Below are 19,882 nucleotides of genomic sequence, written 5' to 3' on the forward strand. Positions count from 1 at the left end.
CGCCGTGCCCCCGCCCACCCCCCGGCCGGACCACCTCTTCGAGGGACGGCGGATACGTTCAACACGGACAATCCGGGCATATGTGCCAGAGGCGTTGACACCCCGGGGCCCCCAGTGGTGGGCTCTTGGCGAATTCACCCGGGCATCGGCGGTCCAGCAGGCCGCCGGCGCGCCCCTGGGCCGATTCGCCGCCGGCCGACCCACAGCGAGGAGGACCCGTGCCCAGCCGCCTCTCCGTGCCCGCCGCCGGTGTCCGCCTGCGCCGCCGGCTGGAACGCAGCGCGGTCCTGCGCGAGGCCCTGTACCACCCGGCCGCCCTGGCGGCCCGCCGCACCACGGCCCGTACCGCCCGCAGGATCGCCCCGCTGACCGCCGACCGGCTGATCGCCGACCTCAAGGGCACCCGGCCGCTGCTGGAGCAGGTCCGCCGGGAGCGTACGGCGGCCTCCGCGGCTCCGGCGCCGCGTCCCGGCGGACGCCGGGCCGCACTGCGCGCCACCGCCGCGCTCTCCGCCGCCGCCGTGGTCGGAGGCCTGGTCGCCGGCGCCCAGCCGGCGGCCGCCGCCGGGCAGGACGGCGCCGCGCTCTCGGTCAGCGCCCCGGAGCGGAGCGGAACGCACAGCACCGTCGCCGTCCCCGCAGTCTTCCCCCGGCCGCAGGACCAGCAGGCGCTCGGGCGGGCGGTGACCGTGCCCCGGCAGGTGTCCGTGGTGGCCGCCCCCAACGCCGACCCGGGCGCGCTGGAGACCGTACGGGAGGTGCTGCGGCAGGCCGGTGCCACCCGGGTGGCGGTGCTGCGCCGCGCCCCCGTCCCGACCGCCGGAAGCCTCACCGTGCTGGTCGGCGGAGCAGCCGAGGGCGCGGACGGGCAGACCGACCGCACGCTGCGCCTGCTCGCCGCGTCCGCCGGCCGTCCCGACACCGAGGCGCCGTCGCCGACCGGGCTGCCCGCGGGCGGCTATGTGCTCTCCGCCGGGCAGCTCGCCACCCGCGACCACCGCGCCTACGGTGCGGTGGTGCTCGCCGGGGTCGACGCACAGGGCACCTTCTACGCGGCGCAGACCCTGCGCCAGCTGCTCACCGCGGTACCCGCCGGCCAGGGCCAGAGCGCGGCCGCCGGCCGCGGACTGCCCGGCGTCGCCATCCGCGACTGGCCGTCGACGGCGGTACGGGGCACCGTGGAGGGCTTCTACGGGGAGCCCTGGACGGACCAGCAACTGCTGGACGAGATCGACTTCCTGGGCCGCACCAAGCAGAACGCCTTCCTCTACGCGCCGGGCGACGACCCCTACCGGCTGTCCCAGTGGCGGGAGCCCTACCCCGCGGCGCGGGCGGCGCAGCTGCGCACCGTCGCCGACCGGGCCGCGCGCAACCACGTGCAACTCGGCTACGCCCTCTCCCCCGGCCAGTCGCTCTGCTACAGCTCGGACGACGACGTGCGGGCGCTGGTGGGCAAGCTGGAGTCGCTGTGGGGGCTGGGGTTCCGCTCCTTCCAGCTGCAGTTCCAGGACGTCTCCTACCAGGAGTGGCACTGCGACGCCGACCGCGGCGCCTACGGCACCGGCCCGGAGGCCGCCGCCAGGGCGCAGGGCGCGCTGGTGGGCAGGGTGCTGAAGCAGTTCTGGGGCCGCCACGGCGGCCAGGGCCTGGCGCCGCTCACCGTGCTGCCGACCGAGTACCACCAGAGCGGTGCGAGCCCGTACCGCACGGCGCTGGCCAAGGCCCTGCCGGCGGCCGCGCAGGTGGCGTGGACCGGCGTCGGCGTGGTGCCGCAGCGGATCACCGCCGGGCAGCTGCGGGACACCGCGGCGCTGCTGGCCCACCCGGTCGTCACCATGGACAACTACCCGGTGAACGACTGGTCCGAGAACCGGCTCTACATGGGCCCCTACACCGGCCGGGACGCCGCGGTCGCCACCGGGTCCGCCGCGCTGCTGGTGAACGCCATGGAGCAGCCGGTGGCGTCCCGGGTCGCCCTCTTCACCGCCGCCGACTACGCCTGGAACCCCGCCGGCTACCGCCCGCAGGACTCCTGGCGGGGCGCCCTGCTGGCACTGGCCGGCGGATCGGGCACGGCAGCCGGGAGCGCTCTGTGGGCCCTGGCGGGCAACAGCGCCTCCTCCCCGCTCTCCGACCGGGAGTCGGCCTATCTCCAGCCGCTGCTCCAACACTTCTGGGCGGCGCTGGAGCCCACCGTGCAGCCCTCCGGCTCCGGGCGGCACCCCGGCGACGACACCGGCAAACAGCTGCAGCAGGCCGCAGCCGCGCTGCAGGACGCCTTCACCGCCATGCAGCAGGCCCCGCAGGCCCTGCGCCCGGTGGCGGGCGGCGCCCTGGCCGAGGAGGCCGGGCCGTGGCTGGAGCAGCTGGCCCGCTACGGGGCCGCCGGCCGCGCGGCGGTGCGGATGCTCCAGGCGCAGCGCGGCGGCGACGGTGCCGCGGCCTGGCAGGCCCGGCTGGATCTGCACCGGGTGACGGCGGAGATCGCCCAGGGCTCGGCGACGGTCGGCGACGGCGTCCTGGACCCGTTCCTCAAGCGGGCGCTGAGGACCGCCGACAGCTGGTCCGGGGTGAGCGCCTCCGGGGCGCGGGCGACCACCACCATGGGGCCGGAGCCCGGTCACACGGCGGCGATGATGACGGACGACGACCCGGACACCTTCTTCTGGAGCGACGCCCCGCCGCAGCGGGACGACTCGGTCGGCGTCGATCTGGGCTCCGAGCGGCCGGTGGGCCGGGTGGTGGTCCGGATGGGATCCGACGACCCGGACGACGGCGGCGCCGCCGCCACCGCGGTACCGGCCGCCGACTCCTCCGACGCCGGTGAGGACGCCGACGACGGCTATCTGCGGCACGCCGTGCTGGAGTACTCCACCGGCGACGGCGGCTGGCACCGCATCACCGAGGTCACGGACACCCGGACGGTCTCCGCGGAGCTGCCCGCCGGCACCGTGGCCCGCTATGTGCGGCTGCGCGCCACCGAGAGCCAGCAGACCACCATGGCGGTGCGGGAGTTCAGCGTGACCGCGCCCGGCGCGGAGCAGCCCACGGTCACCGGCGGACCGCCGGCCGCCCCCGGCTCCTCGGCGGCGGCCGCGGTCGACGGCGACGCGGACACCGCCTACCGGGCGGCCGCCGCCCCCGCGGACGGCGACCGCCGGCTGATGGTGGAGCTGGGCGCCACCCGGCCGCTGGACCGCCTGTCGGTGCTCACCGACCCCTCGGTGCAGGCCCATGCCGTGGTCGAGGCCCGGCGCCCGGACGGCAGCTGGGCCCGGCTGGGCACCCTGCGGCCCGGTTACACCGAACTCGCCGCCCGCGGCGAGGAGGCCGACGCGGTCCGGCTCACCTGGGCGGACGGCAGCCAGGCCCCGGTGGTCAACGAGATCGTCCCCTGGTACGCGGACACCCCCGTGGCGCGGCTGGAGGTGTCCCGCAGCACCCTCGACGTGGTGGCGGGCGACACCCGGCCCACCACGGCGAGCGCCACCCTCGAAGCCACTCGGGCGGGTGCGGCGTCGGGCCGGTTCAGTGTGCAGCTGCCCAAGGGGGTCAAGGGCCTGACCGCGTCCGTCCCGGCGTCGGTGACGGTGCCGCGGGGCGGGCGGCTGGCCGTGCCGCTGGCGGTCTCCGCCGCGGCCGGCACCCCCAGCGGGGTGTACCAGGTGCAGGTGTCCTTCACCGCTGGCAGCCGTACGGTCCGCCAGGAACTGGCGGTGCGGGTGGCCCCGCCGGTCTCCGGCCCCGACCTGGCCTTGGGCTCGGTGGCGACCTCCTCCGGGGACGCCGACGGCCATCCGGCGTCCGACGCCACCGACGGCGACCCCGGCACCCGCTGGGCGTCCTCGGGTGGTGACGACTCCTGGCTGCAGCTGGACCTGGGCGGCCCGGTGCGGCTGGGCTCCGTGGTGCTGCACTGGCAGAGCGACGCGGTACTGAGCTGGCAGAACGCCTACGGCGTCGCCTACCGGGTGGAGACCTCGCCGGACGGGGCGGTGTGGACCGACGCCGCCACCGTCCAAGACGGGCACGGCGGCACCGAGACGGTCCGCCTGGACGCGCCGGACACCCGCTATCTGCGGATCCAGGGCGTGCTGGCGGCCAACCGCTTCGGCTACTCGCTCTCCGGGGTGGAGGCCTATGCGGTGGCGTCCCCCAAGGCGCCGGACACACCGGTCACGCCGGTCACCCCTCCGCCGTCCACGCCGGCCGACCCGGCCGCCCCGTCGGACAGCGCGGTGCAGCCCTCCGACGCCCCTACGGCCTCGCCCTCCGCGTCCCCCGACGAGCCCTCGGCCACTTCCGGGCCCGATCACCAGCCGCAGCTCTGACCCGGCTCCTCGCGTCCTCTTCTCGAAGGGCCGAGGTCCGGCGGTACGGACGGCGGGCAAGACGGAGGGCCGGCGGCGCGTCCGCTGCGGATGCGCCGCCGGCCCATGAGGCGTGCCGTGCCGGTCCGGTACGGGCCGGTCGCGGGGTCAGGCGGAGAGCTGCTGCGCAGGCTCGCCGCGGCGGTCGTGGAGGGTCCGCCCGTGGGGGGAGCGGTCGAGGGGGACGGTCGGCGGGTCGGGCTCACCGGTGCGATGGTCGACGTGGTGGTCGATCTCGCTCAGCTGCTCACGGCCGCCGTAGGGCTCGAGGTAGGGGCGCCACCGCGGATCCCGGTGCCCGGTGCCGATGATGCGCCAGGCGAGTCCGGTGGGTGGCGCCGGTGGTCGCTTCATGCGCCAGCCCAGTTCGGAGAGGTGGCGGTCGCTCTTGACGTGGTTGCAGCGGCGGCAGGCCGCCACCACGTTGTCCCAGCGGTGCTGGCCGCCGCGGCTGCGCGGCACCACGTGGTCGACGCTGGTGGCGGCGGCGCCGCAGTACACGCAGCGGCCGTTGTCCCGGGCGAAGAGCGCCCGGCGGGTGAGCGGTACGGGGCCACGAAAAGGGACCCGCACGAAGCGGGTCAGTCGGACGACGGACGGCGCCGTGACGGCGCTGGTGGCGCTGTGCATGGTGATCCCCGAGTCCTCCAGGCTGACCGCCTTGTTGTTGAGGACGAGGATGAGTGCGCGGCGCATCGAGACGACGCCTAGTGGCTCGTACGACGCGTTGAGGACGAGGACATGCGGCACGGATGCCTCCTTGTACGCCTACGGCGCGTGGCTCGCGCCGGGACGAGCGGCTGGTCGCGTATCGCTACGCGATCTCCCCTCAGTGTCGCCGCATGCCTGGCCACGGCGCCACCAATCCCGTGTAACGGACCAGGTGTGTGTTCTCCCACACCAGAATTCCCGATGCGGCCGCCCGGCAATCTCTCCGGCCCGGCGGCGGTGACGTGCGAGAGGGCCCCGTGGAGCGCCGCCGTCCGCCGTCATCGGCCGGCCATGGACGGCCCGTCGACGGCCCGGGGACGGCCCGGCGGAGCCACCCGACCTGCCGCAGGCAGCGTGGAGGACCGTCCGCCGCGCGCTCACTCCCTGGCGGCGGAGGGACGCAGACGCGACCGACGCGGAAAAGCCGCGGGCTGCGGCAGATCCACGCGGCCTGCGAACGGTTCGCCCAGGGCCTGAGTGGCCGGTCACGCTCATGCATCAGCAGCAGTGACACAGCGGTCCAGTGCGCACAGAGTTCACCGAGGCGTCAGGAAGCGTTTGTGTCAACTCTCGGATCGACAGCTTAATTTGCGGTGATCATTCCTGCCGTGGAAGGGCATCGCACATGCACCGCGCCACCAAGATCTCCGCCGCAGCTGCCGGCCTGGCCGTCCTCGCGGTCACCGGCACCGCCGTCGCCGCCGCGAACCAGGGCGCCAACGACTGGCCCTACGCCCACCACAGCGCCGCGTCGTACACCCTGGCGGCCGTAGGCGACGTCGCCTGCGAGCCCGACGACGACGAGAACGCCGCCACCCCGGCGTCGCTCAAGTGCGGCAGCCCCACTCTGGGCGGCATGAGCGCCGAGTTCGCCACCGCGAAGCAGGCCACGGACATGCACCCCGATGCTGTGGCGCTGCTGGGCGACGAGCAGTACCAGGTCGGCAAGCTGAGCGACTTCGAGCAGTCCTTCGAGCAGGCGTGGGGCGGCCTGAAAATGCTGGAGCGTCCGGCACCGGGCAACCACGAGTACTACCCGTACACCAAGAAGGGCGACAACGAGGCCGGACAGAACGGTGTCGGCTACTTCGGCTACTTCAACGGCCATGACCAGGCCGGCACACCGGAACCCCAGGGCCAGGCCGGCGACGACACCGCCGACAAGCAGGGGTGGTACTCCTACGACCTCGGCAACTGGCACATCATCTCGCTGAACGCCGAGTGCGACTCCGACGCGTTCCACCACGACTGCTCCACGACGGACAACGGCCTCCTCGGCCAGGAGACCCAGTGGCTGTCGAAGGACCTGGCCGCCAACACGCGTCCGTGCACGATCGCGTACTGGCACCAGCCGGCCTTCAGCGCCACGACGGCCTCGACCGCCACGGTGCCCGCGTCCGCGCCGGGTGCCGGCGGCACCGAGGGCGGGGCGACCGACGCGTGGTGGAAGGCCCTCTACCAGCACCACGCCACGCTCGTCCTCAACGGCCACGAGCACGCGTACGCCCGGCTGCGCCCGATGAACCCGGCCGGCCAGTACGACCCGAGCCGCGGCATCCCGGAGTTCATCGTCGGCTCCGGCGGCGAGGCGATCGACACCCTCGCCGGCACTCCGGGCAACTACGACAACCCCAACGTGGTCACCGCCCAGGCCGGCGCGTTCGGCGTCATGAAGCTCACCCTCAAGCCGCACAGCTACAGCTGGGACTACAAGCCCGTCCTGCCCGGCCCCGGTTTCGACTCCACCGCGCTGCAGTACAGCGACTCCGGCAGCGGCGCCTGCAAGTAGAGCCCACCGAAACGCCAACGCGACACCCGGGCGGCACTGGCGCTGCGCGACGGATCGGTCACACGGCGTCGTCGGCCGCTCGGGTCCGGCGGGTACCGCCGGTAGGGTGAGGCCTTGCACAGCTTTTCCGCACCGAAGGGTTTCACCGTGGCCTCGCCGTCCCCCACCCCCAGCCCCTCCGGCGACGGGCTGCTGGGTCACACCCCGGCCAGCCTCACCCAGGTCAAGGAGAGCGCCGACCAGGCGGCGGGCTGGGTGGACCAGAACTGGCAGGGCTGGGTGGAGAGCGGCGTCCGGATCGTCTTCGTGGTGGTGCTGGCCCTGGTGCTGCGCACGGTGGTGCGCAAGCTGATCACCCAGCTGATCACCCGGATGGCCAGGGGCGCCGAGGAGTCCGCCGTGGTCGGCGGGCGGCTGGGCGGCCTGCTGGTCAATGCGGAGCGGCGGCGGCAGCGGTCCGAGGCCATCGGCTCGGTGCTGCGCAGCGTGGCCTCTTTCGTGATCCTGGGCACCGCGGCGCTGATGGTGCTCTCCGCCCTCGGGGTCAACCTGGCACCGCTGCTGGCCAGTGCCGGGGTGGCGGGCGTGGCGATCGGTTTCGGCGCCCGCAACCTGGTCACCGACTTCCTCTCCGGCGTCTTCATGATCCTGGAGGACCAGTACGGCGTCGGGGACGAGATCGACGCGGGTGTGGCCAGCGGCACCGTGCTGGAGGTGGGCCTGCGGGTCACCAAGCTGCGCGGTTCCAACGGAGAGATCTGGTACGTCCGCAACGGCGAGGTGAAGCGGATCGCCAACATGAGCCAGGGCTGGTCCACCGCCACGGTGGATGTGCAGGTGGGCTATCGCGAGGACCTGGACCAGGTGCAGTCGGTGATCCTGGCCACGGCCGAGGAGATGGCCAAGTCGGCGCCGTGGGACGAGCTGCTCTGGGAGCCGGTCCAGGTGCTGGGCGTGGAGTCGGTGGCCTCGGACTCGGTGGTGCTGCGGGTGGAGGCCCGTACGATGCCCGGCAAGGCGGGCCTGGTCGCCCGGTCGCTGCGGGCCCGGCTGAAGGCGGCCTTCGACACCGCGGGGATCCGGCTGACCAACGAGGCGGTGACGGCCTCCCCGGCCGCCCTGGCCCCCACCGCCCCGGCGGCGGCAGCCGATGCGGCTCCCGCGGCCGAGGCGGCCCCGCCTGCGGCCCCGGCCGAGGCGCAGCAGTCCGCCGCGCACGTCGACAAGGGCTGACCCGGCGGGAGGGCTGACGGCGCCGACCGGCCCCCCGGTCGGCGCCGCGCCGGCCGTTCGGCGGACCTGGAGCTGGCCAGCCGACGACCGGTCGGAGTGCGGGCGGCGGCGACAGCCGTATCCACCCCTTTCCCGGGTTCCGCCGCGCCGGTTCCCGGATATACGGTCTGCCGTATTTTCGCGCTACCACCGGGCAGGCCGGAAACTGCCCGGGGATACGCGCTGCGGGCACCCCTGGAGGGTATTCCCGTACGGCCGTCCGCACCCCTTGCACCGCCCCCGGACTGGTCCGGTGGGGCGGCACAACAGAGATCCTTGCCTGCTGACGGGGCTCCGTCAAACCGACCTTCCCGGTCATATGTTCAACTCTGAAGAATCCATGACGTTGGGTAGCGGTAAATGCCTTGACGAATGGCCCGTCCCCACATTTCCCGCACCCTCCGCGCGCGTAGCGTGACGGACAGTCAGCTACTGTGACGCGCAGCACATTTTCACCGTGCGTCGCCGGACGGTCACAAAGCGGCGGCGGTAACGCTTCGGCATCCACGCTCCCGGAGGCCATTGACACGTCACGCGAGGCGCACCTACCTTCCTGGCACCGATAGGAAAGTTTCCTAACAGTTCCGGGAGGGCCCGTGACAGGCACCAGCGGCACCCCCGCCGTCGCCCCCGTCGCGGGCACCCCCAGCCTGCTGCGCGCCATCAACGACCGGGCGGCACTGCAGCTGCTGCTGGAGCGCGGGCCGCTCTCCCGGGCCCAGATCGGCACGCTGACCGGGCTCTCCAAACCCACCGCCTCCCAGCTGCTCTCCCGGCTGGAGGCCGCCGGCCTGGTGGTGCCCGTGGGCACCACGGAGGGCGGCCCGGGCCCCAACGCCCGGCTCTACCAGCTCGACCCGGCGGCCGCGCACGTCGCCGGGCTGGACGTCACCCCGGCCAGGATCCGGGTGGCCGTCGCCGACATCACCGGCCGGGTGGTGGGCGAGCATGTGCTCGCCACCCCCGGGCGGCAGGCCGCAGGCACCGTCGACCGGGTGGTCACCGCCGTGGGCGAGGCCGCCGGGCAGGCCGGCCTGGAGCCGGACCGGCTCTCCCAGGTGGTGGTGGGCGCCCCCGGCGCCATCGACCCGCTCACCGGGCGGCTGCGCTACGCACCCCACCTGACGGGCTGGCACGCACCCCGGCTGCTCTCCGAGCTGGCGGACCGCCTGGGCACCCCGGTGGTCTTCGAGAACGACGTCAATCTGGCCGCCGTCGCCGAGCAGTCCCTCGGCGAGGCCCGCGGCTGCGAGGACTTCGTCCTGCTGTGGGCGGCCGAGGGGGTGGGCGCGGCCGTGGTCATCGCCGGGCGGCTGCACCGCGGGCACACCGGCGGCGCGGGGGAGGTCGGCTATATGCCGCTGCCCGGTGCGCCACTGATCCGCAACGTCCGCCGGGAGAACTCCGGCGGCTTCCAGGAACTGGCCGGGGCACCGGCCGTACTGGCCCTGGCCAGGCAGCACGGCATCAGCGGGCGCACCGCCCGGGACGCCGTGGCCAGGGCCGCCGCGGCCGGCGACAGCCGCGGCGACGCCGTCCTCGCCGAACTGGCGCACCGTCTCGCCACCGGCCTGGCCGCGATCGTCGCGGTGGTCGACCCGGAGCTGGTGGTGCTCTCCGGAGGGGTGCCCCAGGCGGGCGGGGAGAGGCTGCGCGCCCTGGTCCAGGAGGAGCTCACCGGGCTGGCCGTGCCCAGGCCGCGGCTGCGGATGAGCGCACTCCAGGAGTCGCCGGTCGTCCAGGGCGCGCTGCAGAGCGCCCTGGTCACCGTCCGCGACGCCGTCTTCACCACGCACTGAACGTCCACGGTTCTTCTTCCCTCATCCCTGCCGGGCCCTCCAGGAGGACATCCCCGTGACCACCAGCACCCGCAGACCGCACCGGACCACGGCCGCCCTCGCCTGCGCCGCCGCCGTCGCCCTGCTCGCCGGCGCCTGCACCGGCAGCAGCGAGGGCGGGGCCAAGGACGACGCCTCCAAGGACACCACCATCACCTTCTGGCACGGCTGGAGCCAGCCGTCCGAGGTGAAGGCGATCTCCGACAACATCGCCGCCTTCGAGAAGCTGCACCCCAACATCCATGTCAAGGTGGTCAAGAACGTCACCGACGACAAGATCAACCAGGCGCTGCGGGCGGGCGGTTCGGACGCCCCCGACGTGGTCTCCTCCTTCACCACCGACAACGTCGGCAAGTTCTGCGCCTCCGGGGTGTGGGCCGATCTGAAGCCCTTCCTGGCACAGTCGCACATCGACCCCGCCACGACCTTCCCGGCGGCCATGGCCGACTACACGCAGTACAACGGCAACCGCTGCGCACTGCCGCTGCTGGGCGACGCCTACGGCCTGTACTACAACAAGGACGCCTTCAAGGCGGCCGGCATAGCCTCCCCGCCGAAGACGCTCTCGGAGTTCGACGCCGACGCCAGGAAGCTCACCAAGGCCACCGCTAACGGCTACAGCCGGCTGGGCTTCATGCCCGACTTCCACGGCTACGAGTCCACCCCCACCCACTTCCTGGGCCAGTGGGGGGCCACCTACTTCGACAAGAACGGCAAGTCCGACCTGGCCGCCGACCCCGCGGTCAGCGCGATGTTCCAGTGGCAGCAGAAGCTGGTGGCCGACCTCGGGGGCTTCCAGAAGCTGGAGAAGTACCGGACCGGCTTCGGCGACGAGTTCTCGGAGAAGAACCCCTTCGAGACCGGGCAGGTCGCCATGGCGATCGACGGCGAGTGGCGGACCGCCAACCTCAAGGCGGACGGAGTGACGTTCGACTGGGCCACCGCACCGTTCCCGGTGCCGGACGACCAGGCTGCCACCTACGGCCGCGGCTACCAGACCGGCACCATCATCGGCATCGCCCGCACCAGCCAGAAGCAGAACGCCGCCTGGGAGCTGGTGAAGTACCTCGCCACGGACACCGACGCGGTGGTGAGCTTCGCTAACGCGATCCACAACGTGCCGTCCACCTTCGCGGCGCTGAAGTCGCCCAAGGTCGACCAGGACCCCAACTTCCGCACCTTCCTGGACATCGCGGGCAACGCCCACTCCAGCACCACCCCCGCCAGCATCAACGGCGGCGCCTACCAGGTGTCCCTGCAGAACTTCGGCTACAAGTACGAGTCCGGCCAGGTCCCCGACCTCAAGGCGGGCCTGGCAGGCGTCGACAAGGAGATCGACGCCGCCATCGCCCAGGCCCAGTGACCGGCATGGCAGCCCTCCTCCCCGTCCCGGCGGCGCTGCGGGCCAAGCGCCGCCGGGAGGCGGTCCGCACCCTCGCCTTCCTGTCGCCCTGGCTGATCGGCTTCGCGGTCTTCTTCGGCTACCCGCTGGTCTCCACCCTCTACTTCTCCTTCATGCACTACGACGGCTTCGCCCAGCCCACCTTCAGCGGGCTGAAGAACTGGCGGTATGTGCTCACGTCCTACCCCTTCTTCTGGCAGGGCGTGCGCAACACCCTCTGGCTGGTCGTGGTGATGGTGACGCTGCGGGTGGTCTTCGGCCTGGGCGTCGGCATGCTGATCACGAAGATCAGGACCGGTGCGGGGTTCTTCCGCACCGCCTTCTACCTGCCGTACCTGGCGCCGCCGGTCGCCGCCACCATCGGCTTCGCCTTCCTCTTCAACCCCGGCACCGGACCGGTCAACCATCTGCTGGGCACCCTGGGACTGCCCCAGCCGGGCTGGTTCACCGACCCGTCCTGGTCCAAGCCCGCGCTCACCCTGCTGGCGCTCTGGGGCGTCGGCGACCTGATGGTGATCTTCATGGCGGCGCTGCTGGACGTCCCCCGCGAGCAGTACGAGGCGGCGGAGCTGGACGGAGCGGGCGCCTGGCAGCGGTTCCGCTTCGTCACCTACCCCAACATCTCCCCCATCGTGATGTTCGCCGTGGTCACCGGGGTGATCCAGACGCTGCAGTACTACACACAGGCCCTGGTCGCCGGGAAGGTCGCCAGCGGCATCATCGGCAACTCCGGCCAGCAGTTCGAGCCGGGCTACCCCCAGGGGTCCACCTGGACCCTGCCGCAGATGGTCTACAGCCTCGGCTTCCAGCGCTTCGACTACGGCTCCGCCTGCGTGGTGGCGCTGCTGCTCTTCGCGGTCGCCATGGCCTTCACCGCACTGCTGCTGCGCCGCCGCTCCGGCCTGATGGGCGCCGAGGACTGAGGAGGACCGTCCCCATGACCGATGCACTCCCGGCTGCGGCGCTCCGCGCCCGCCCCACCCCGGCCGCCCGGGCGGCCCGCCGCCGTACCGCACTGCACTGGATCGCGGTGCACGCCCTCGGCGTGGCCGCCGCGCTCTTCTTCCTGCTGCCGTTCGTCTTTCTCTTCCTCACCTCGATGATGTCCGACCAGCAGGCGCTCACCTCCGACCTGTGGCCGCACCACTGGGCCTGGGGCAACTACAGCAAGGTGTGGCACACCCCCGGCTTCCTCACCTGGTGGCGCAACACCCTGCTGTACGCCGGGCTGGGCACCGTGCTCACGGTGGTCTCCAGCCTCCCGGTCGCCTATGCGCTCGCCAAGTTCCGCTTCCGCGGCCGGCGGATCGCGCTGATGGCCGTGATCTCCATGATGATGCTGCCGCCGCAGGTGGTGGTGATCCCCATGTACCTGTTCTGGGCCAAGCAGCTGCATCTGTCGGGCACCCTGTGGCCGCTGATCATCCCGATGGCCTTCGGCGACGCCTTCTCCATCTTCCTGCTGCGGCAGTTCCTGCTCACCATTCCCCGGGAGTACCTGGAGGCCGCCCGCATCGACGGCTGCGGTGAACTGCGGACCCTGCTGCGGGTGACGGTGCCGATGGCCAGACCGGCGATCGCCGCGGTCGCGCTCTTCCAGTTCTTCTCCTGCTGGAACGACTACTTCGGCCCGCAGATCTACGCCGGGGAGAACGAGTCCGCCTGGACCCTCTCCTACGGCCTGGAGTCCTTCAAGGGCGCCCACCACACCAACTGGAACCTGACGATGGCCGCCACCCTGCTGGTCATGGCGCCGGTCATCGTCCTCTTCTTCTTCGCGCAGAAGGCCTTCATCGAAGGCGTGACACTGACAGGGGTCAAGGGCTGATGTCCTCCGTGAAGCCAACCCGTCTCAAACTGACCGTCGTGGGCGGCGGCTCCACCTACACACCCGAACTCGTCGACGGCTTCGCCCGGCTGCGCGACACCCTGCCGCTGGACGAACTGGTGCTGGCCGACCCCGACACCGGGCGGCTGGAGCTGGTGGGCGGCCTGGCCCGGCGGATCCTCGCCCGGCAGGGCCACCCGGCCACCGTCACCACCACCACCGACATCGACGCCGCCGTCGACGGCGCCCACGCCGTGCTGCTGCAGCTGCGCGTCGGCGGCCAGGCAGCCCGGGACCGCGACGAGACCTGGCCGCTGGAGTGCGGCTGCGTCGGCCAGGAGACCACCGGCGCCGGCGGCCTGGCCAAGGCGCTGCGCACGGTGCCCGTGGTCCTGGACATCGCCGAACGGATCCGCAGCGCCAACCCCGACGCCTGGATCGTCGACTTCACCAACCCGGTCGGCATCGTCACCCGGGCCCTGCTGACCGCCGGTCACCGGGCCGTGGGCCTGTGCAACGTCGCCATCGGCTTCCAGCGGAGGTTCGCCCGGCTGCTGGACGTCGGACCGGAGCGGATCCAGCTGGACCACGTCGGCCTCAACCACCTCACCTGGGAACGCGGCGTCACCCTGCTGGACACCCCCGGCGGCGCGACCGGCCGGGAGGTGCTGCCCGAGCTGCTGGCGGCGCACGCCCCGGCGATCGCCGGCGATCTGCGGCTGCCGCCGGAGGTGGTACGCCGGCTCGGTGTCGTCCCCTCGTACTATCTGCGCTACTTCTACCAGCACGACGCGGTGGTGGCGGAGCTGAAGGCCAAGGGGTCCAGGGCCGCGGAGGTGGCCGCCATCGAGCGGCGGCTGCTGGAGATGTACGCCGACCCGGCGCTGGACGAGAAGCCCGCGCTGCTCGCCGAACGCGGCGGCGCCTACTACTCCGAGGCCGCGGTGGCACTGGTCGCCGCGCTGCTGGGCACCGGCCCGGCGGTGGGCTCCCGGCAGGTGGTCAACGTCCGCAACGACGGCACCCTGCCGTTCCTGCCGGACGACGCCGTGGTGGAGGTGCCCGCGCTGGTGGACGCGAACGGCGCCCGCCCGCTGCCGCAGCGCCCCGTGGAGCCGCTGTACGCCGGACTGATCGCCCACGTCACCGCCTATGAGCAACTGGCGCTGGAGGCCGCGCTGCACGGCGGCCGCGACCGGGTCCACGATGCGCTGCTGGCCCATCCGCTGGTCGGCCAGCTGGACCGGGCAGCCTGGCTGACGGACCGTCTGATCGCCGAGAACCGCGCCCACCTGGGCTGGGCATGACCCGCAGCGATGCGGCGTACGGCGGGGAGGACCGCCCGCGCGGCTCCGTGCCCGTGCAGGGCAGCCCGATCGGTGCCGGGACGGTGGGGGCGACCGGCCCCGAGCTGGTCCGCGGCGTGCTGGCGGTGGACGCGGGGAACAGCAAGACCGATGTGGCGGTGGTGACCGCCGACGGCACCGTGCTGGGCACCGCCCGCGGCGGCGGTTTCGCCCCCCAGCTGGTGGGCGCCGAGGCCGCGGTGGCCGGGCTGGCACCGCTGGTCGAGGAGGCGGCGGCCGAGGCCGGACTGCCGGTGGACGGCGAGCGGCCGCTGGTCACCCATGTCTCCGCCTGCCTGGCCAACGCCGATCTGCCGGTGGAGGAGCAGCGGCTGCAGCAGGCTCTGGCGGCGCACGGCTGGGGCCGCACCGCGGTGGTCGCCAACGACACCTTCGCGCTGCTGCGGGCGGGCACCGACGCACCGCGCGGGGTGGCGGTGGTGTGCGGGGCGGGGATCAACTGCGCGGGCCTGCTGCCGGACGGCCGTACCGCCCGGTTCCCGGCGCTGGGCGCCATCACCGGCGACTGGGGCGGCGGCCTGGGACTGGCGACGGAGGCGATGTGGTGGTCGGTACGGGCCGAGGACGGACGCGGTACGGCCACCGCGCTGGCCGCCGCCGTCGCCCGCCACTTCGGGCGGCCGTCGGCGACCGCGGTGGCGGAGGCGGTGCATCTGCGCGAGCTCCCCGAGGCACGGCTGCACGAACTGGTGCCGGTGCTCTTCGCCACCGCCGAGCGCGGCGACCGGGTGGCGGTCGAACTGGTGGAGCGTCAGGCCGACGAGGTGGTACGGCTGGCGGTGGTGGCGCTGCGCCGGCTGGGGCTGCTGGACTCGCCCGCCGACGTGGTGCTGGGCGGCGGGGTGCTGGCTGCCCGGCAGCCGCTGCTGCTGGACGCGGTGCACGCGCGGCTGGCGGCCGAGGCGCCCCTCGCCGAGCCCCGGGTGGTGACCGCTCCCCCGGTGCTGGGCGCCGCGCTGCTGGGGCTGGACCACCTGGCCACCGAGGGACTGGGCGGCGGCGCGGCGGCGCAGCGGCGGCTGCGTACCTCCCCGGCGCTGGGGCGCGGCCCGGTGGTGGAGGCGCCTGCCGGCTGACCGCTGTGCCCGGCCCCGGCTCGACGCCCCGCCGGCGCTCCTCCCGGGGCGCCGGCGGGGTGTTCCGTGCCGCCCGGGAACCGCGCCGGACCGCCCGGCGTCGCTCTCGGCAGGGAACGTCCGGCGGTGACCGGTTCGCCCGAGCTCAAGATCGGCGCAATCGCGGTGTGACCGCCACGCCCGGTGGCCATACTGCTGGCGGAGGGGCCGGAATCCCTCCCGGGGGAGGGGGCCCGCATGACCGTCACACCGGCGCCGGGCGGCGCGCCCGCACCTGCCCGGCCACGGACCCGGCTGCTGCGCGCACTGGGCACCCCGCCCGGCCGGCTGCGGCTGGCCGGCCTGGTGCTCGCCGGACTGGTGCTGGCGTTCGGGGTCACGGCGGGGTGGCAGACCGTCCGGCGGGCGCAGTCCGCGGACGCGGTCGTGGAGCGCAGCCAGCCGCTGAGCCAGGACGCCGCGGAGATCTACCGCTCGCTGGCCGACGCCGACACCACCGCCGCGACCGGCTTCCTGCTGGCCGGCGGTGAACCGCAGTCCGTACGGCGGCGCTACGAGCAGGACCTCGACCGGGCGTCGCAGCTGCTGGCCCGGGCGGCGGCCCGGACCACCGCCTCCTCCGACAGCCAGCGCTGGCTCTCCGCCCTCAACGAGCAACTGCCGGTCTACGCGGGCCTGGTGGAGACCGCCCGGTCGTACAACCGGCAGGGCCTGCCGCTCGGCGGCGCCTATCTGCGGTTCGCCTCCACGCTGATGCAGCAGCAGGACCAGCTGCACCCCGACGACCCCTACCGGGCGCACGGCATGCTGGCGGCCGCACAGAAGCTGTACGAGGCGCAGACCGGACAGCTCCGGCGGGACTACACCGGCGCCCGCGCCGTGCCCTGGGCGGCCGCCGTGCTGGGCACGCTGGCCCTGGGCGCGCTGGTCCGCTTCCAGATCGGGCTCTCCCGCCGGACCAACCGGGTGTTCAACCCCGGCCTGCTGGCGGCCTCCGCCGCCACCGCGGCCGCCCTGCTGTGGCTGCTGGCGGGCCACGGCGCGGCCCGGGACGACCTGGCCGACAGCGACCGCCACGGCGCCGCCCCGCTGCGGATGCTGGACCAGGCCCGCATCCAGGCGCTGCAGTGCCGCGGCGCGGAGAACCTCAACCTGGTGGCCCGCGGCTCCACCACGCAGTACGCGGAGCGCTGGGACAGCGTCACCCGGCAGCTGGCCGGGTCCGACGGCTCCGGCGGCACCCTCGCCGACTCGCTGCGGCTCGCCGCCGGGGACACCGAGGGGACGGCCCGGGTGCGGGCCGCGACCGCCGACTTCCGCAGCTGGGACAAGCTGCACGGGACGGCCGCGGCCAGCAGTGACGACGGCGACTACCAGGCCGCCGTGGACGCCACGGTGGGCCAGGGCGCCGCCACCACCGACCGCGCCTTCGAGCGGATGGACCACGAGCTGGCCGCCGCGGCCGCCCATGAGCAGCGCGACTTCGAGGCGGCCGCCGACCACGGCCGCGGGGCGCTGTCCGGCCTCGCGGCGGGCACCGGCGTACTGGCTGTGCTGGCCACCGCCGGAGCGCTGCTGGGCATCGGCCGCAGACTGGCCGAGTACCAGTGAGGGGGAACGGGATGCCCCCGGGCACGCTGGGCCGGCGGCTGCCGCCGGCCGTCGCGGCACTGGCGCTGGCGCTGGCCGTCGCCGCGGCCGGCGGATCGGCCCCGCAGCGGACCGCACCGCGGACAGCACCGCGGACCGCACCGGCCGGGCAGACCACGGCCGTACGGGCGGCGGCCGGCGACTGCACCCCGGAGAACATGACCCGCAGCGTGCCGCCCTCGGCGGACCAGAGCGGGACCAAGGTCCGGCAGATCGTGCAGCGCGGCCGGCTGATCGCCGGCGTCGACCAGAACAGCTACCGCTGGGGCTACCGCGACCCGGTCAGCGGGCGCTTCGAGGGCTTCGACATCGACCTGGTGCACGCCATCGCCAAGGCGATCCTGGGCGACCCGGACAAGGTGCGGTTCATGGCCGTGCCCACCGCCGAACGTATCGATGCCGTCCGGTCGGGGCGGGTCGACCTGGTCGTCCGCACCATGACGATCAACTGCGCACGGCTCCAGGACGTCGCCTTCTCCACCGCCTACTTCCAGGCGGGCCAGCAGGTCGTCGTCCCCGGCACCTCGCAGGCCCGCACCGTCGACCAGGCCCTGCACGGCCGGACCGTCTGCGCCGCCGAGGGCTCCACCGCGCAGGAGGAGCTGAGGCGCAACCCCCGCGGAGCGACCGTGCGCCTGGTGGGCAACCAGCTGGACTGCCTGGTGCTGATGCAGCTCGGCCGGGTCGACGCCACCATGACCGACGACGCCCTGGCGGCGGGTCAGATGGCCCAGGACCCGACGCTGAGACTGGTGGGCGACCCGCTCACCGCGGAGCCCTACGGGGTGGCGATGAACCGCGCGGACACCGATCTGGTGGCCCGCGTCAACCAGGTGCTGACCGACTACCGGAACGGTCCCTGGCAGCGCAGCTACCGCACCTGGCTCCAGCCGTACCTGGGCCGGTCCGCCGAACCGCCCGCGGCGCGGTACCTTCCCTAGGACCGGACCGGAACGAGGAAGGCGGGGCATGGCGCTGACGGGACCTGCGGGCCCGGTGATGAACCGGGAGGAGGTGGACCGCGCCCTGGTACGGCTCGGCGCGGAGCGCGAGGCGATCGAGACGGCACTGCTGGCGCTGCAGGACCACCCCGGCCGCCGTCTGCTGGAAGGCGCCGAGCTGTCGGGGCGCACCGCCGAACGCTGGGCCGTGGCCGAGCAGGGCGCGGCGCTGCTGTGGTCGCTCTTCGACCGCTACGCCGAGGCGCTGGCCGCGGCCCGCGCGGTCCGCTCCCGGCGCACCCGGCCGGGCCAGGCGGAACTGGTGGAGCTGACCGAACTGCTGCAGGGCGCCGGGGTCACCGTCGCGGGCAGCCAACTGCCGGGCGCCGCCCGTACGCTGGCCGGTCCGGCCCGGCTGAGCGAGCAGCTGACCCTCGGTGAGCTGGTCGAGCGGATGAACACCTGGTACGCCACCGTCATGGACGTGGTGGCGGCCGCCGACGCGGTGTGGTCCGCGCTGCCCGCCCGGATAGACCTGCTGCTCGCCGAACTGCACCGGGTGCAGGCCCTGGCCCGCTCGGTCGGCGTGCACCCGGACACCCATCCGGCCGGCGGCGCGCTTCGGCACCTGGGCGCCGAGCTCGGGGATCTGCGTGCCCAGGTGGTCTCCGATCCGCTGGCGCTGTGGACGCCGGGCGGCCCCCGGTCCGCCGACGACCCCCGGGGGGCGGCCGGCGGGACGGTGGACACCGGCCGCTTCGACCGCGCCGCCCGCGAACTGGACGACCTGCGTGTGGAGTTGGAGGCGCTGCTGCGACTGCGGGACGAGGCCGACGAGCGGCTGCAGCAGGTCGGTGAACTGCTGGCCCGCGCCGACGCCACCCTGGCCGAGGCCCGCCGGGCCCGCGGCGAGGTGCTGGCCAAGATAGCCGCGACCGAGGTGCCGGCGGTGCCGGGACCGGCGTCCGCGCTGCGCGAGCGGATCGCCGGCGCGGCCGAGCTGCGTCACCACGGCCAGTGGCACAGGCTGGCACCGCTGCTGGACTCACTGGAGGACGCGGCGGCCAAGGAGCTGCTGAGGGCCCGTCACTCGCTCAGTTCGGTGACCCGGCCGCTGGCCGTCCGGGCCGAACTGCGCGGCCGGCTGGACGCCTACAAGGCGATGGCGGCCCGCCTCGGGCTGTCCGAGGACCCGGAGATCATCGAACGGTACGAGAAGGCGCGCTGGCTGCTCTGGAGCGCGCCCTGCGATCTGCGGGCCGCCGACTCGGCGGTGGCCCGGTACCAGCAGGCGCTGCGGCCGGTGTCGGAGCCGGCCGCGGACGGAAGCCCGGCGGAGTAGGGCGGGCGAGGGGGGGCCATGGGCGCACCGTGCAGGCAACCGGACTGCGAGGGCGGGGAGATCGACCAGGACGGCTACTGCACCCAGTGCGGACTGGCCGCGCCCCGGGTGTCCTCCCCGCCGGCCTCCGCTCTCGCGGCTGCTGATCCTCCGGTCTCCGCCTCTCCGGCTGCCGCTCCCCCGGCCTCCGCCGTGCCCCCGGCCCGTACCGCGCCCGCGGGGCCCTTCGCGGGCCCGTCCTCCGGCCCGCCCTCCGGCAGCTCCCGCTCGCGCCGCTCCGCCCGCTCCGGATCCGG

14 protein-coding genes are annotated in these 19,882 nt (G+C 74.1%); 12 read left to right on the top strand and 2 right to left on the bottom strand.

Annotation, left to right across the window (positions count from 1 at the left end; genetic code table 11):
* Positions 1-218: 218 nt before the first annotated feature.
* A complete protein-coding gene (locus AOK09_RS11405; RefSeq protein ID WP_055587040.1) occupies positions 219-4,331 on the top strand; it encodes a beta-N-acetylglucosaminidase domain-containing protein in 4,113 nt (1,370 codons plus the stop codon).
* Positions 4,332-4,478: 147 nt separating this feature from the next.
* On the opposite strand, the gene AOK09_RS11410 is transcribed toward AOK09_RS11405, so the two are convergent.
* A complete protein-coding gene (locus tag AOK09_RS11410) occupies positions 4,479-5,120 on the bottom strand; it encodes an HNH endonuclease (protein ID WP_055587041.1) in 642 nt (213 codons plus the stop codon).
* A 586-nt stretch (positions 5,121-5,706) separates the two neighbouring features.
* On the opposite strand from AOK09_RS11410, the gene AOK09_RS11415 reads away from it, so the two are divergent.
* The 11 genes from AOK09_RS11415 to AOK09_RS11465 all read left to right on the top strand — a co-directional run bounded on the left by AOK09_RS11415 (position 5,707) and on the right by AOK09_RS11465 (position 19,586).
* Entirely contained in the window at positions 5,707-6,870 is a 1,164-nt protein-coding gene (locus AOK09_RS11415) for a metallophosphoesterase family protein (protein ID WP_055587042.1), read from the top strand.
* Positions 6,871-6,984: 114 nt separating this feature from the next.
* The gene (locus AOK09_RS11420) at positions 6,985-8,103 is read left to right on the top strand and encodes a mechanosensitive ion channel family protein (RefSeq protein WP_407675390.1); all 1,119 of its coding nucleotides are present in this window, start codon (positions 6,985-6,987) and stop codon (positions 8,101-8,103) included.
* A gap of 635 nt (positions 8,104-8,738) precedes the next feature.
* Positions 8,739-9,941 carry an ROK family transcriptional regulator gene (locus AOK09_RS11425; RefSeq protein ID WP_055587043.1) on the top strand — a complete coding sequence of 401 codons (1,203 nt, stop codon included), beginning with the start codon at positions 8,739-8,741 and terminating at the stop codon, positions 9,939-9,941.
* 55 nt (positions 9,942-9,996) lie between these two features.
* Positions 9,997-11,343, top strand: coding sequence for an ABC transporter substrate-binding protein (locus AOK09_RS11430; RefSeq protein ID WP_055587044.1), 1,347 nt, complete (start codon positions 9,997-9,999; stop codon positions 11,341-11,343).
* A 5-nt stretch (positions 11,344-11,348) separates the two neighbouring features.
* Positions 11,349-12,305 carry a carbohydrate ABC transporter permease gene (locus AOK09_RS11435; protein WP_055587051.1) on the top strand — a complete coding sequence of 319 codons (957 nt, stop codon included), beginning with the start codon at positions 11,349-11,351 and terminating at the stop codon, positions 12,303-12,305.
* A 14-nt stretch (positions 12,306-12,319) separates the two neighbouring features.
* Positions 12,320-13,210, top strand: coding sequence for a carbohydrate ABC transporter permease (locus tag AOK09_RS11440; protein WP_055587045.1), 891 nt, complete (start codon positions 12,320-12,322; stop codon positions 13,208-13,210).
* A gap of 8 nt (positions 13,211-13,218) precedes the next feature.
* Positions 13,219-14,517, top strand: a complete 1,299-nt coding sequence (locus AOK09_RS11445) for a 6-phospho-beta-glucosidase (protein ID WP_407675391.1) — start codon at positions 13,219-13,221, stop codon at positions 14,515-14,517.
* Positions 14,518-14,600: 83 nt separating this feature from the next.
* Positions 14,601-15,653 (top strand): N-acetylglucosamine kinase, encoded by a 1,053-nt coding sequence (locus AOK09_RS11450; RefSeq protein ID WP_055587052.1) that lies wholly within the window; start codon positions 14,601-14,603, stop codon positions 15,651-15,653.
* Between the two features lie 237 nt (positions 15,654-15,890).
* Positions 15,891-17,264 carry a hypothetical protein gene (locus AOK09_RS11455; RefSeq protein ID WP_055587047.1) on the top strand — a complete coding sequence of 458 codons (1,374 nt, stop codon included), beginning with the start codon at positions 15,891-15,893 and terminating at the stop codon, positions 17,262-17,264.
* An 11-nt stretch (positions 17,265-17,275) separates the two neighbouring features.
* On the top strand, positions 17,276-18,244 hold the full coding sequence (locus AOK09_RS11460; RefSeq protein WP_055587048.1) for a glutamate ABC transporter substrate-binding protein: 969 nt from the start codon (positions 17,276-17,278) through the stop codon (positions 18,242-18,244).
* Positions 18,245-18,272: 28 nt separating this feature from the next.
* Positions 18,273-19,586, top strand: coding sequence for a hypothetical protein (locus tag AOK09_RS11465; RefSeq protein ID WP_055587049.1), 1,314 nt, complete (start codon positions 18,273-18,275; stop codon positions 19,584-19,586).
* Between the two features lie 74 nt (positions 19,587-19,660).
* Here AOK09_RS11465 and AOK09_RS41295 read toward each other — a convergent pair.
* On the bottom strand, positions 19,661-19,882 hold a 222-nt coding region (locus AOK09_RS41295; RefSeq protein ID WP_217698418.1), incomplete at its 5' end, for a hypothetical protein.

Source organism: Peterkaempfera griseoplana (genome assembly GCF_001418575.1).
Lineage (GTDB): Bacteria > Actinomycetota > Actinomycetes > Streptomycetales > Streptomycetaceae > Peterkaempfera > Peterkaempfera griseoplana.